8 protein-coding genes are annotated in these 14,855 nt (G+C 59.9%); 7 read left to right on the top strand and 1 reads right to left on the bottom strand.

Features of this window, described 5'->3' with window-relative positions:
• Positions 1–497: 497 nt before the first annotated feature.
• Entirely contained in the window at positions 498–974 is a 477-nt protein-coding gene (locus tag AAF481_01085) for a hypothetical protein (protein MEM7479740.1), read from the top strand.
• 375 nt (positions 975–1,349) lie between these two features.
• Here the strand turns inward: AAF481_01085 and AAF481_01080 are convergent, their stop codons facing one another.
• Entirely contained in the window at positions 1,350–2,192 is an 843-nt protein-coding gene (locus AAF481_01080; GenBank protein MEM7479739.1) for a hypothetical protein, read from the bottom strand.
• A 302-nt stretch (positions 2,193–2,494) separates the two neighbouring features.
• On the opposite strand from AAF481_01080, the gene AAF481_01075 reads away from it, so the two are divergent.
• From AAF481_01075 to AAF481_01050, 6 genes are all read left to right on the top strand, one after another.
• Positions 2,495–2,944 carry a hypothetical protein gene (locus AAF481_01075; GenBank protein ID MEM7479738.1) on the top strand — a complete coding sequence of 150 codons (450 nt, stop codon included), beginning with the start codon at positions 2,495–2,497 and terminating at the stop codon, positions 2,942–2,944.
• Between the two features lie 96 nt (positions 2,945–3,040).
• Positions 3,041–10,657: a choice-of-anchor D domain-containing protein gene (locus tag AAF481_01070; GenBank protein ID MEM7479737.1), complete on the top strand. Its 7,617-nt coding sequence runs from the start codon at positions 3,041–3,043 to the stop codon at positions 10,655–10,657.
• Positions 10,658–10,727: 70 nt separating this feature from the next.
• Complete coding sequence (locus AAF481_01065) at positions 10,728–11,627, top strand: NAD(P)H-binding protein (protein MEM7479736.1); 900 nt, start codon at positions 10,728–10,730, stop codon at positions 11,625–11,627.
• Complete coding sequence (locus AAF481_01060; protein MEM7479735.1) at positions 11,596–12,378, top strand: enoyl-CoA hydratase/isomerase family protein; 783 nt, start codon at positions 11,596–11,598, stop codon at positions 12,376–12,378. The genes AAF481_01065 and AAF481_01060 overlap by 32 nt, the downstream gene beginning before the upstream one ends.
• A 1,113-nt stretch (positions 12,379–13,491) precedes the next feature.
• Positions 13,492–13,959, top strand: coding sequence for a hypothetical protein (locus AAF481_01055; protein MEM7479734.1), 468 nt, complete (start codon positions 13,492–13,494; stop codon positions 13,957–13,959).
• Between the two features lie 31 nt (positions 13,960–13,990).
• Positions 13,991–14,818, top strand: a complete 828-nt coding sequence (locus AAF481_01050; protein ID MEM7479733.1) for an alpha/beta hydrolase — start codon at positions 13,991–13,993, stop codon at positions 14,816–14,818.
• Positions 14,819–14,855: the final 37 nt, after the last annotated feature.

The raw sequence follows: 14,855 nt of genomic DNA, 5'->3' as shown, positions 1-14,855 counted from the left end.
TTCAGCGTTTTTCGCTTTTCGAAATGCGGGCGGACGAATCTCTTCCGAGGACGATTCCTTCGAGGGCCGGCGCCGTCCGTCAACCTTGCTTCGGGGGTGGGGACCGCACGGCGGCGGGCCCACCCCCACTTTTTGGCCTGCAGTCCTCACCCGCAACCTACTGCGAGGCCGGATGCCGCAGAAGCTGCTGCGCTATCCACGGAACCTGCTCCTCGACGTACTGCAGGTACGCCTGCGTCGCAGAACCGGCGGATGCCTTTCATCTGCAGCGACCTACGGCTGCTCGCTACCGTTGCGGGTGAGAAATGCAGGCTTGCCTGGCCTTGCAGGGGTGATGCCCTCAGCCGGTACCCTTCGTCGAGATCACGACTGTCCTTCGATGAGGACGCCGAGACGGCTCCTGTTACCTACTTGAAGCCAAAAGAGACTGTTTTGTCTAGCGATCCAAGGGTTGGCACGGTTCGTGGTCTATGAGTGCCGCAAGGAGGTAAGACACCATGCGAAAAGCACTCATCATCCTCGCCCTCGGAAGTTTGATCCTGGTCACCCCGGGAGTTGCTGAAGCCGGACACGGTTGGCTGTTCGGCGGCGGCTTCAAGATCGGTGGCTTCCACTTTTCCCTCGGCTTCCGAGACACCGGCTATGCACCGACCTACTACTACCGCACTCACGATCGCGTAGCCTACCGCGGCTACAAGTGCAGTGACCGCTGCTACCGCAGCGGCCGAACCCATTACCACCACGAGGCTTGCCCGGTGATCTCGCACCATCTCGATCGCCATCGGCTGACGCTGCACACGATCTTCGCTCGCCATGCGCCCTACTACGACGGGCGCTACGCTCGCGGCTATGACCGCTACTACCGTTCAGACCGCTACGGCTACGACCGCTACGACGACCGCTATGACCGCTCCGAGCGGCGGCGCTATCACCGGCGCGGTCACCGGCACGACCGTAGCTGTCCTTACGACTGAGTCACCGGGCGCCGAGTCGTCGAGACTCCGAGGCGTCCCCAACCCCTGTGGGGTGCGCAGGCACCCACAGTGCGTCTCGTCTCCTCATCGAGACTCCCTCGGCCGGGGCGCTTCCCCCAGCGTCCCGGCTCTTTTTGTCGCATCGGTGGCGTGTCTGCTCCCTGCTGTGGTCGGCTGGTGCCCGGTGGGTCTTGCTGAAGGCGCCTTGGAGCGGAGTCGTCTCTTGCATCGGCCAGATGGAGTGCGAGGGTGGAGCCGACCGTATCGAATTCCGTCCAATGCGAGGTCTCGAATCGGAGCGAGAGGCCCGGTAGGTCGCGAAAGAACCCAACCGAGGGCTTCATCTCGCTCACGAAACGATTCAGTAGCCAAGCTTCATGTTGGATTGGATGCCTTGCCGGACTCGGTCTCGGACTGTGAGGATGCTTTGTCGCGGATCTGGGGCAGAAGGATCTCTCGGACGTAGTACCAGTGGGGCTGAAGCTCGAGCGCGCGGAGGGCATACTGCTCCGCCGTGGCAGTGTTGGGTGCATCAGCGTTCAGATGAGCCCACGACAGCGACATGAGCGCTTCAGGTACTCCCCAGTCGGGTCCTAGGGAACTGAGCGGTTTCTTGGACCGATCCGCTACCGTCTCGAAGATCTTCAGTGCCTGAGTACGATCTCCTCCGTACTGTGGCGGCGCGGAAAGAAGCATCCCGGCCTTGACCCACAAGACTCTCGGGTTCTCTGGCTGTAGCTGTGATGCAATTCCGATGTGCTTCCAGGCATTCATCGCCAGCGTCGTTCGCTCATTGGTTTCGATCTGTGCGAATCCTTGAAGCCATCCCGTGGTGCCAGCGATCGCTGCATGGCCGTCAGCAAAGTCAGGGCGTTTCTCGACCGAGGCTTCGAAGTTGTCTATGGCCTTTCGCAACACTTGTTCGAGATGTCCTGTCTCGCGGTCTAGGTTGGCCGTATTGATGGCTTTCCGCCAGAGCGCAAAGCCCGACCAGTAGTTCGCCAGGTAGCCGCAGTCCTCGGTGTCGAGCCACGGCTTGAGCTGTTCTACAACGGAGTCGAGGAGCTTCAGGTCTGACCTGTAGTCACCCTTCATTGCCTCGGCTTTGGCTCGTTCTATGGTCGATTCGCAGTCGGTCGCCCGTGCTTCTGCGCTCGACGCGAATCCCACACCTACAATCGTCATAAGCAGTCCGAATAGGGTGTTTTGAATTCTCACTTTAGGTTCTCCGGTCTCTTCAGATAGATAGGGCAACGATGCCCGATGTTTGCCCGTAACGGCCCAGAAGTTTCACCTTATTCACTGGTCCCTGTATTGAAGAAAATCCAACCGGGTTCCTGCTGAAGCCGACGGGTACGGGTGGAAGCCTTCTCTGCAGGCCCTGGTGATTCTGTTTGGAGGCAACCGTGCTTCGCGGCCGGGCGGCGAAAGAAAGGGTTGGATTTCTTTCTATCGTGGAGGCAGCTCCAAGCCTACTCTCAGTCTTGTCTCGTAGAGAAACAGCTATGGAGGAGAACCCAATGATCACCAAGCGACCTCAGCCCAGACCTCGGTTTCGAAGGCACTCCCTGGCGGTGGTGCTGGGATTGACCGCCGTCCTGATGAACGTTTCTCCGGCCTGGGCGGGGAGAGTCAACTGTACCGGGAAAGTCCTGTCGATCAAGAAATGGCCGCTATCGAACCAGGGGCATGTCGCACCCATGATCGAACTCGAAACCGGTGAGAAGCGGAGCTGGATCATCTGTACTACGAATCCAGACAGCACGTTCAGCTCCAGCACCCCCGAGGAGTGCAAACAGTTGCTGACGATGCTGCTCTATGCGAAGGCCAAGGATGAGCTGGTGACGGTCTCTTTCGACCAGGAGAAGGTGCCCAGCCGGTCGGGTGGTATTGGTGTGTCGGCCTGTTCGGAGGTCGCGCAGAACTTGCCGGAGGTGATGCGATGGATGAGGCAGTTCGTTCTTCATTGAGGCCTGCTTCGTAGACCGACAGCGCGGCACGCCGGGCATCCGCCTGAACTTACCTACTCTCGCCAATAGAGAGCTTCCTGACCTCAAGGAACTGCCATGTCCCGTTTTTTCAGCCTTCCGCTTGTGGCGACTCTCCTACTTGCCTCTCCAGCCGTCTGCCACGAGATGATTCTGGTTTCCATTGGAGAGGGCGTGTTGATTCCCATCGTCCAGCCCGACATTCACCTGGAAACCAGCGATCCGGAAATCGACTTCGGCACGGTGGCGGTCGAGCAGTCCGGCGAAAGACAACTCGTCCTGTCGAACGTTTCGTCCGACGTACAGATCGTGCAGCTCGAGTCGAGTTCCGCGGCGGTCGCGGTCTCTGAAGAGGTCGTGACTCTGGATGCCGGCGCCGAGCAGGAAGTGACCGTGACTTTCTTGCCCACTACGGTCGGGCCGCTGTCAGCCGAAGCTCTGGTGGTGGTAGCGACTGACTCCGAGGGGTACTCGCAGACGATCGAAGTCGAATTGACGGGCGAGGCGATCGATGCGTTTCTGGCGGTCTCCTCTTCGGACCTGGAGATCATCGGAGGTGTCGCTGATTGGGGCGAAGTCTTTTCCGGTGCGAATCTGCAAAAGGCCATCGATGTGAAGAACACCTCTGATCATTCGCTGTACCTATCCGTCGATTGGCACGGTGATTCGGGTGAGGTTCTGATCACGAGAACCGGAGACGGCTTGCTCGATCCCGGAGAGGTGGAGACCTTGGACTTGCAGTACTTCCCTCAATCGGTGGCCGAGGTGCTCGGCGGGAGCTTGGTGTTCTCGGGAGCGGATTCGACGGGGGCCGTGCTGGATGAATTGGCTATTGAGCAGACGAGTACGCTGGTGCTCGGCTACATCCTTCCCTCGGCACAGAGCCTTGACTTCGGGTCGGTGGAGGTTGGGACATCCGGTCAACAGACTCTGGAAGTGGTCAGCGGCTCGGCTGGGCCGGTAATCGTCACCGCCGTCGTCGACGCGTCGGAATCCCTCGAGTTGCCGGCGGAGGACGAGCAGTTCGTGCTCCCGGCGACTTCGGCGGCGCATGTGATCGAGGTGGCGTGGAGCCCAGATCCAGCAGCGGACGTTCCCTTGACCACCCTGTTGCTCGAGGCGACGAACGAAGACGGCTATGTCCAGGCGATCTCAATCGACCTCGAAGGCGAGCGGATCGAGCCCGGGGCTGAGTTGCTCGCGTACTCCCTGCTCGCCAGCCCTTCGGTGCCCCTGGGCACCATCGACTTCGGGACGGTGGTAGGTGGCGACACGTTCACCCACGGTTCCTTCTGGATCCACAACGTGAGTGATTCGGCATTGGAGAACGGGAACTTTCTCTACGACGGCGCTCCGGTGAACCTCAGCGGCTGCCCAACGGCAGATCTCTGTTTCGAGTACTTTGACTCCGTCTGGAGACCTCTTTCGGGTTTCTCCTTGATGCCCGGCGAGCGTGTCCTGGCCAGGGCGCTCTGGAGCCCGTCTTCGGGCGGAAACGACTTGGGGGGGGTGGCCCAATTCTCCGGCGGGGCCGAGGTTTTGGCTGTACTGGTGTCGGGTTCCGTCGTTTCGCCTGAGGAGGCTCCCGTCTTGCTCTTGGACGCGGAAACGGCTGGCCGCCCGGTCCTCAACGATGTCTTCTTCACCTCGTCGCAGAGGCAAGGCGACGAGACGGTGGTCCGCCGCATGGTGCTGAAGAACCTGGGGACGGCAGAGGTCGCCGCCGGCGACTTGCTGAATCTAGCGCCTGACGCACCGTGTCTTCCCGACGGCTTTCTCAACAAGTGTTTCTATGACGCCTTGGGCGGACCGGTGCGCAGCTACCAGCTCGACCCGGCCGAAGAACTGGAGATTCTGCTCGTTTGGACCTACCGCACCGACGAATACGGGGTCAGCGATATGAAGTCGGTGGCCTTCACCAACGGTGGCGCCCACCAGGCCACGTTGCACGTTCATACGGATGTCGAACACGCCGAAGGCGGGGTAGACATCGTGCCGACTTCGGCCAACGGTGCCGTGGCATACCCGGATGAGTTCCACGGTGCGCGTGGCCTTTTCAATACCAATTCGTTTTTCTCGGATCTCACTATTGATGCGATCAATCGGCTGAACGGCAACCTTGTGGTCACGATTCCGGTCGGGCAGACCTGGCAGGTCGGTCCGAATTTCACCTACGGATTGAGCTTGATTCACAACTCGAACAAATGGCAAGTCCGGAGCAAATCGGAACTCGACAACACATCGGGAGATGACTACTCGGTGGCGCCGATCACGGTGCCATTTCCGACCAATGCCGGCCTCGGTTGGAATCTGAGCCTTGGAGGCGAACTCTATATCGGGCGCAATACGCTGCTCAGCGACGGCCAAAATCACGACGATCTCTGGGATTGGCCGGTCCGCGAGATCAATACCAAGTGGCTCTACGTCGATCGCTCGGGAGGGCGGCATCCGTTTGGTGGCCACCCCTCAGACAAGGCCGACGGGTCGGCCCGCTTTTCCCGCAACGGTAGCCATATTCGTCTGCGTGACGCGACCGGTCCCAATGGACAGGAGGTGATCTATGTTGACCATCCGAACGGGCTCTCGGAGGAGTTCGCTCGCTACTCCGGAGTCGCGCAGGGGTGTCCGGCCAGTGCCGGCGAACGGTGCTGGCGGCTGAAGCGGATCGTCGATCCATTCGGCAACAATGTCGAGCTCGCCTACGCCTCCGGGGGCATGCAGACGACGATCACGGATAGCCATTCGCGGACGATGGTGGTGCGGTACCGGGCGTTCCAGCCGTCCACGGCCAACCCGTACCAGACGTCCGTGCGGAAGCTCGTCGACGAGGTGGAGTTCACCGATGCAAATGGTGCCCCCGCGGTGTGGAAGCTGTCGATCGGGGAGGAGCACCTGACGCGAGCTTGCCCCTTGCGCGCCCAGTCCTTCTCGGGTCCGCACAACCTCGTTCAAGAAATTCCTTTCCTCTACCGTCTAGATCTACCCGGTGCCGATAGCGTGACCGGCTATTACCAGTTCGGATACAAGCAGGAATACACCCCAAACCTTGAAGGCTGCGAGAACTACAACGGCGCGCTGACCAAGATCAAGACGCCTGCCGGAGGGGGACTCGAATACTCCTATGGTGGAGTGTACCTACCTATCGAGTGCCCGGATGGGGACGACATCTCGGAGCCCGATACGGTGGTGAACTTCGGGGTCTATCGGCGCAAGGTCATGACGGCCGACCCGAATGCCGCGCCAAAGTCAGAACAGGCCTTCCGCTACAACCTGGTGGACCGTTCGACCGGCAACGGCTGCAATCGGTCTCATACGATGGAAACCCACGTTGTTCACATCGAGACTCGCCCAGATCCGGAGAGTCCTGATCTGGATGGTCCAGATCCGGATGGTCCGGAAAAGCACTTTCGGCACGAGGTGGACTACCACACGGTAACCAAGACGGAGTATCCAGATTCACTGCCTTCGAACGGAACCTGGCGCGTCCGCGACTATGGCCTTCCGATCACCAAGCGAAACGATCTCAGCAAGAGCAGTGTGTTCAGCAGTCCATCCGAGAAGCTGTTCCTGTCGTCGCTTGTCTACGACTGCAACGACGAGAGCACTCTGGTCGATGTCAACGATACGAATGTTTGCACCTTGCACCGGAAGGTCTATCGCTCGTTCGCCTACAACACCTTCGCCGATTGCTGGCAGCCCGGCGTCGTGGGTGCAGCGGCCTGTCGAACACTGAAGAATCCCTTGCGTGCTTTCCGTGAGGAGCATGGCGGTCGATGGAAAGAGGTGCGGTACACGGACTACGACGGTTTTGGGCACTTTCGAACCGCGACCACAAAGTCAAATTTCGGCGGTACCGCCACGAGTACTCTACAAACCTCAGAGTACCTAGGCCACTATGTCAGGCATTCCGACGGTAGTGAGCACGGCACCGAGATTGTCCATCACTCCGTCGATCTAGGTGGCAACATGACGCTGGGCCCCCTGCGCGATCACAGACAGGTCAAGCCCTGGAGGCTCGATCTCTTCGATACCAAGAAGTCGACCCGCAATGGCGGTACTTGGCGCGTCGACTATGACTTCGATGCGTCCGGATTTTTGACCTGCCGCCGCACCGGCCGTCGCTTGAACGGCACCCTGGACGCCAAGGACGTGGTGGCTCGCTATCTCGACGACGACAATGGCGACGGCGAGCACGACGCCAACGGGGATGGTTGGCCCAACTGGGAAGAGTACTCGGGTGGGGACTATGGCGTCGCCAACTGTGCCTCAGCGAACCCGGAGTATCGAGTTTACTCGACCCACGAGATGGGGCAAACAGCGACGAGTGTGTTCAAACATCCGGGGGGGCCTCGCTCCGCCAATGCTGCCAACGTCGCTCCGCTCTCGGTGGATAACACGATGAACCCTCACACCGGTCTCGTAGAGAGGTCCTGCGACCGCACCGTCCATCCGAAGTACTGCGAGCAGACGTCCTACGACAAGGTGAATCGGGTCGTCGTTCAGGCTCCAGCCAACAATTCCTCAGGACGGGGCAGTCGCCGCAACCTGGTCTACCAGGTGATCGGTGAAGGCGGTGGAAAAGTGACCACCGAGACCCGGGACACCACGGATGGCAACCGTCTCGTCGACCGAACCCTCGTCACGTTGAACGAGTTCGGCCAAGAGAAACGCGTCGAGAAGTGGGTTTCGCCGGAGCGTGCCGACTACCGGGTTGCTTCTGCGGCCGAACATGTGATTCGGCAAAGCAAGCTATATCACCCCAACGATCAGTTGAACTCGGTCACGGGTGTCTATGATCGCGCCCTCTGGGATCAGATGGACGGCAACAACGGGCCGAACGACGACGAGAACTGGCGCGCACGCACCCGGTACAGATTTCAGGAATACGACATCTTCGGCCGCCTCCTTCGATTCCGGAATCCAAAGGGGGACTGGGTAGAGTTCAACTACGGAGGCGGCCGAAGTGACTATTTGGTGCGGCTCACACCGTACGAGCCCGATGCCATTCAGCAAGAATCGACTTTCGATCACCTCGGGCGAATCGTCAGCTTCAAGGAGTCGCTGCGCGGCAACGATGAACTTTTCCGGGCAACGGACTACACCTACTCGGCAGGTGTCGAAACGGTCAGCCGCACCGACGAGCCCGAGGGCGGCGATTCCGTGGAGCAGCAGAGGAAGAGAACCCTCGACGGACGGGGCTACTTGGTGTCGGAAGACCTGCCGGAAGTCGAGGGCCAAACTCAATACAAATACGACTCTCTGGGAAATCTAAGGAAGACAGACTACCCCGGCGGCTACTCTGTTCGAAATGAATACGATGCGGCCGGACGGCTTGTGCGAATCAAGAACGCCGCGTCGCGAACTCTGGTGCAGAACGAATACCACCCGCTCGGTGAGGGGGGGCGCCTGGCGAGCGCGACCCGGTTCAACTACTTCACCGGGCCGGGGACCGGCTTCTACTCCGATGCCCAGCAGGGCCCTCTCGAAGGCCAAGGAGTCAACCTCCTCTATGAAGTAACCGACAGCTACGAATACGACGACCGCGGCAACGTGAGTCTCAAAAGAGTCTCGATCGACAAGGTGCAACTCGACAACTGGTTTGAAGAACTGGCTGGGGGCCGCTCCACCATGTACACCGCGGACGCTACCTGGGTTTTCGACGGGCTCGGCCGGGTCGTGCAGGTGAACTATCCGAGCTACGGCGGCTTCGAGGGTTTCCGTGACCTCTCGCTGCGCCACAGCTATAGCTGGGGAGAACTCGTCAAGACGGAAATGACGGAGACTCCCGGGGACGGCAGCTCATGGAACGACCTACTGACCTACACCTACTACCCGAACGGGATCCTCCGTCAGCGGAACCGCTACAACCTGAGCGGAAGCCCTGTGGCCTACGACACGCGGCAGCTTGAGGTTCACGAAGACAGCAGGCCCAATTCGGTTCTATACCCCGAGCTCCATCTGCCGAGGATTCGCAGTGTCGGTATGTACCACTGGACTACGAGCGAAGTTTGGGACTCCGGGCTGATGCAGTACGACAAACGAGGAAACATCCAGTTCATTGGTCAGACTCGCTATGACTACGACCTGGCCGGTCGACTCTCGACGGTAAGTTTGGGCGGTAGTACCCCTCCGAACTACACCTACGAATACGATGCCTTCGACAATCTCCTTCAAGGTGATACCTCGAGTTTCCCAATTACCGAGCTCGATCGGCACACGAATCGTGTTTCAAAAGTGGGTACCTGGGAGATCGATTATTCCCTCCGAGGTCTATTGGAACGAATCGGCTCGACGCATCTGAGATACGACGAATTTGGAAAGCACAATGCCTGGTGGTGGAGATATCCGTCCATGGAGGTGGGGGACTATCTCTACCAAGCCATGTATATCTTCGATGCCGATGGGAACCGGGTCGGGGTCTTCAATCGTCTGCCCGTGCGCTCCGATCCTCTCACCTCGACGGATCCAGGCGGAATCATCCTGAGCGCGGGGGAAGTAAGCGACCTGAGGGACGACTTCTCTGAGGCTCTGGTCACCTTCCACAGCCCCGGCGGCACTCCCATGCAGGAGTTTAGGCTGACCGATCAGTACAACCCGGTCGACGGCGCGATCCCGGGGGCCTTCGGACTTCGATCCTACGTGGGGCGGGAAGTCGTCCTCTATCAGGGGTCCGACGGCGTCCGAAATCATCCATACACCCTTCGCCACCTCGCATCCGATCACCTCGGAAGCGTCCGTGCTTTGCTGGACTACGACGAGTCCGGGCAGGTGCCGGACGTTGTGGGCCCCATCCACTATACGCCCTGGGGAATCCAGCAAGGAGACATGCCCGAGAGCCTGGGCTATGCGGGACACGTCACGGATCGGAACCACTACAACTACGAGCTGCCGCGAGATGGCAACGGCATCACGACCTTCATGAAGGCTCGCACCTATCTACCTCAGATCGGACGATTCCTTTCCGTTGATCCTGCTCGCAGCAACGGGGCCTGGAGCCTCTTCGCCTACGCGGCAAATGATCCGATCAACATGGTGGATCCGTCTGGGTTGGCGGAAGAAGAGGCGGACAAGACTGGCAATGCCTCGGTTGACGTCACCGGTGCCAAGCGCAGCTCGCAGAAGTCCGAAGGGCAAGCAAGGAGCTACACCGAAAGGCAGTTGGAGAACCTGAGAAAAGCTGGCGTCGAGACGTCTGGTGTGAGTCGCGCACCCAGCGAACCAGTCGGAGACTCGTCTAGTGAATCGTCCGAGGATTCGGACTCGGGGGCCACGATCAGTGCGCGAAACGACACATTCGTCGGGGAGGCCTTGTACTCATTCGTGCAGTATACGGGGCTCGATGAGCCGGTGGGTCCTGGTGGTGACAAAACGCGCGGAGAATTTGCTGTTCATGTGGTCCTATCGCAGTTCACTACGGTTGGTCTCACGGGGCCGAATATCGTCAAAGGGGCCTTCTTTGCGCCGTCCATCGGATCCGGCAAGAACTACGGTCTTTTCGCCGAAGGAGTAGGGTACACCGGAGCGAAGCAAGCGCAGGCCAATGTGGGGCTGGCTCTCAAAGGTCTTTCGGGGTTGCCACTTCGAATCTACAGCGGAGGCAAGTTTACTTTTGGGGAGGCTTTGCACTTCTTCTTCGGCCGAACCGCTGCTGTTGGAGTGGCAAAAGAAGTATCGGACCGCACCATTGGGGAGTAGCTGTTTCTATCCGTTCAATGAGAATGATTGAGGACGACGGGATGCAACGACCGGGTCCATTGGGAAGAACGTGAGCAATCAAGATCTGACGAAACATTGCGCAGTCATCGGTGCAACGGGAATGCTAGGCCGACCCGTCGTTCGACGCCTTGTGCAGGAAGGTTTGGTGGTGAAGGCGCTCGTCCGCGACCCGGAGAAAGCGGCCCGTGTCTTGCCCGAGGCCGTTCGCCTCGTCCAAGGCGACCTCGAAGATCCGGAATCGGTGAAGCGCTTTCTCTCGCCCGGTGATCGTGTTTACCTGAACGTGGCCGCCATGCGTCCTCCGCCGGCGTTCTGCCCAGAACGCGATGGAGTGCCGATTGTCGTCAAGGCGGCTGAGGAGATGGGTGTCGAGCGAATCGTTCGCCTGACAGCCCTCGAAATGCGAGAAGACTCCCGTTTTTGGCTGACGCAGAACATGCTGGCGGCCGACGAGTCGTTACGAGCTGGGCAGGTGCCGTGGGTGCTCCTCAGATCGAGTTGGGCGATGGAGACCCTCGAGACGTTTGTTCGAGGTGGCAGGCTATGGGTGTTCGGCCGGGGCAACGTAGGTTTCTACTGGGTTTCCGGTGACGACCTCGGTCGGTTGGCAGCGGCAGCCTTGGTCCGCGACGAAGCACTCGGCAAGGAGTGGCATTGCCAGGGTCCCGAGGAACTTTCGTTGAGAGAGGCGGCTCGTCGCTACGCGGCGGCACGCTCCCGGCCTGTGCCGGTGAGCGAACTGAAGAACGTCACGGTGGGGCTGCTGGGTCTGTTCTCGGCTCGCTATCGTTTTCTTTCACGTATCATGCGCGATTTCGCACCTTCCTCCTATCCCTTCACCGGAGAGGAAACCTGGAACACCTTGGCGAAGCCTTCGATGTCGATCGAGGGCTGCGCGAGGTACTTGGAGGAATGCGGTGATCGTCCACGAAAAACGATTCCGGCCTAGTGGGGCTGGCAAGAGAGGCGAAGTGCCAGAAAAACTGACTGTCGTCACAAGACCGAACCCTCGCGTGGCGAGGCTTACGTTGAACCGGCCTGAAAAGCACAACGCCTTGTCGATGGCGCTTCGCCGTGAGATCGAAAAGGCTCTGAGCGATCTGGCAGCAGACCCGGCAGTCCGCGTCGTCATTCTCGATGGGGGCGAAGGAGTCTTCTGTGCCGGCTATGATCTGCCCGAAGTCCACAAGTTTGGCGTCGAGGCGTTTCGACACCGCTATCGGGAATGGTACGACGCCTGCTACCGGTTTCCGAAACCGATGATCGCAGCGGTCAACGGGCCGGCACTGGCCGGTGGCTTCGACCTGGCGCTGGCGGCAGACTTCATCATCGCCAGCCATCGGGCGTCTTTCGGCCATCCAGAGATCATGTTCGCACCGGTGGCCGTTGCGCCGCTTGCTCGACTGACATCTCCGGGCTATCTGCGCCGCATCGCGCTCTCTGCCGAGATTCTCACGGCCGATCAGGGGCTCGAGGCCGGTTTCCTTCACAGCGTCGTCGACGAAGGCTGCCTGAACGCAAAGGCCGAAGATCTTGCGGCGCTGATCGCCAGCTTCGCTCCCGCCGCAGTGTCGGCGACCAAGAGGGCGGTCGACCAGGCGTGCGGGCTGGAATTCTGCCTCGAAGCCGATGCAAAAGAGGTCGCGCGAATGCAGCTTTCGACCCTGCTGCTGCAGGATGCTGGAAGGAAGCGGCGTTGAGGCTCGCCGAGCCTGCGATCGATCGTGCCGGAGGTTCAAGAGAGAACCCGGTGAGCGACCGCCTGGTCAAGGAGAAGGCACGCCGCCGCTGTGAGCTCGGTTGGCAGCGTCCTCTCGGATCGACGGCTGCCCTCAGCGGTTGGCTGATCTTGGGCATCCTGGCGCACAGCCCGATCTCACGAGCTGGCGAACCACTACCGACCGTTAGTGCGATTCTTCACCGCGACCTGGTAGGGCTCGTCGACCCACAGGGGACGGTGCGCCTCTGGCACACTCTCTCGCATGGGCCTCCCGATCTCAGCTTCTCCATAGCCCCCAAAGTCTCTGAGCTGATGGCGGTCTCCGGCCGCTGGGATGCCGGCTCGACGGAGAGTGTCGGAATCTTCTCGGCCCAAGAAGCCAGGTTTCTACTACGAGCCGCGCAGACCAGCGGTGCCGCCACGCGGGACTTCGACTTCTTCGTGGATGGTCCTCCGGCCGGAACGTTGCTGCCGGTCATGGGCGATTGGGATGGAGACGGAGTGGATACGGCGGGTGTTTTCTGGCAAGAGAGGAACACGATTTTCCTGAAGAATCGAAACACCGCGGCAGCCCCCGTCGTTTCTGCGACCAAGTATGCGATCGTCGGCGACGATTGGCTGCCAGTGGCTGGCGATTGGAACGGCGATGGGCTGGATCAGATAGGGCTCTTCGATTCGCCGGAGAATGTTGCGGGACGAGTTTGCCTGAGCTACTCCAATGGAGGTCTCGAGTGGACCGATCCCATCTTCGCAACGACCGATCCGTTCGCCACGCCCAGGACCTGTGATCCACCTGGGGATCCGGCCGTCGACCCGCCGGAGATCTTGGCCGAACTGGTCTCTGGCTTCTTCAGACCCTCGCAGACGTCGCTTCTGGGCGACGGAGGTCTCCACTTTGGTGTGATGAACGGCGACAACACGGAGCTGTTCGAGGATGCACTTCTGGGCACCGGCCGGACTCATACCTACCATTACCTAGCGACTCCGAATCGCCCCTGGTTGTGGGTACTCCGGAGCGAGTTTTCGCCGCTCGGAGTCGTGTCGCCGAATACCGGGGGGGCGCTGGAACTACGACTTCGGCATCAACCTGGACTTGACCTTCGATGCCGCCGACCAGATGGTGTACTGGACCCGAAGCTACCCGTTTCCTTTCGATCTAGGCGGCGCAATACCTTGCCAGAACCTGGGCTGTCCTTCCGGGCCATCCCAGAGCCCGAACCGCATTCAGGTCTATCGGATGCCCTTCGGATCGTTCAACGGCGACACCACATATTCAAGGGTTGCCTGGGAACTGCTGCTGGATCTAGGGAGTGCAGTGGGCTACGCGGAGGAAGATGAGACCGCCGGATGTGTTCCGGCGCTGCCGGTGGACGAGCGGCAGGACGGCCGCCTTGGCCTGGATATCAACTCCGCGACTTTCGTCAAGGACCGACGAGGACTGATCGTTCGCGACGGCGAAGGGAAGCGTAGCCTGAGCCTCGGTGGTGCGGCGGTCAAAGACCGCGTGATCGGCCAATGCGACTTCGACCATCGCAGTCTTTATGTTTGGCAACAGAATTGAGAGAAGGGGGCATCCGTTGGATGGAGTCGAAATGACCGTTTCGAAAGAAAACCGAATCGCCGTCTTTGGCGACTGGAGAATCGCATACGAAACTCGACCGGGCGCAGAGGAGATCCCCATCGTCTTCGTACACGGAGCCAACAGCGACCGAAGGATCTGGCATCGCCAGCTGGCAGGGCTCGAATGGCAAGGGCAACTGCTGGCGATCGACCTGTTGGGTCATGGCGAAAGCGACAAGCCGCCAGAGTATCGATTTGGATTTCGAGAGCTAGCGTTGGGGATTGAGACCGTCGTCAAGTCAGAGAGACTTGAGAGAATGGTGCTCGTTGGCCACAGCAATGGAGTGCCGACGGTCCGCGAATACTATCGGCTGTTTCCCGAGAAAACGGCGGCACTGGTGCTAGTGGACGGTCCGATTCGCCAGCCCCTCACGGACCAGATGGCGGCGTGGCTGAGGGCGCAGCTCGACAGTGGGAAGGAAGACATGATGAGCACGATGGTGCAGCAAATGCCAAGGGGCGAGTTGACCGAGACGGACCTCGGTCTGATTCACCAGGCGGCGTTGGCAACGCCTCTACACGTCATGAAGGGTGGTCTAGAGGCCTTGACGGATCCAGGTACCTGGCGGCAAGACCCGATCCAAGTCCCGGTCTTGATGTTGGTGTCGCGAGGCCCGATGCAGACCCACTGGAAGGAGGAAAATCGCAGCCTTGCCGAAAGCATGATCGAGGAACTGGATTTTCAAATCCTGAATGAAGTGACGCACTTCTTTATGCTCGAGAGGGCGTCGGACTTCAATCGAAGACTCAGCGCATTCCTGGGACATTTGAAACAGACCGAGGAGGGGCAGATCCCTTGATGTCTTTGCACCGGACTGTAGAAGCAGGAAGCCTGCT

The sequence above is a fragment of the Acidobacteriota bacterium genome (assembly GCA_039030395.1).
Classification (GTDB): domain Bacteria; phylum Acidobacteriota; class Thermoanaerobaculia; order Multivoradales; family JBCCEF01; genus JBCCEF01.
Note: the sequence above shows the minus strand (reverse complement) of the source record. Positions and strands in the feature narration are given on the sequence as shown.

What these genes read in the sequence shown, in the direction of transcription:
- AAF481_01085 (MEM7479740.1), top strand. Translation starts at nt 498, where the DNA reads ATGCGAAAAGCACTCATCATCCTCGCCCTCGGAAGTTTGATCCTGGTC.
- AAF481_01075 (MEM7479738.1), top strand. Translation starts at nt 2,495, where the DNA reads ATGATCACCAAGCGACCTCAGCCCAGACCTCGGTTTCGAAGGCACTCC.
- AAF481_01070 (MEM7479737.1), top strand. Translation starts at nt 3,041, where the DNA reads ATGTCCCGTTTTTTCAGCCTTCCGCTTGTGGCGACTCTCCTACTTGCC.
- AAF481_01050 (MEM7479733.1), top strand. Translation starts at nt 13,991, where the DNA reads ATGACCGTTTCGAAAGAAAACCGAATCGCCGTCTTTGGCGACTGGAGA.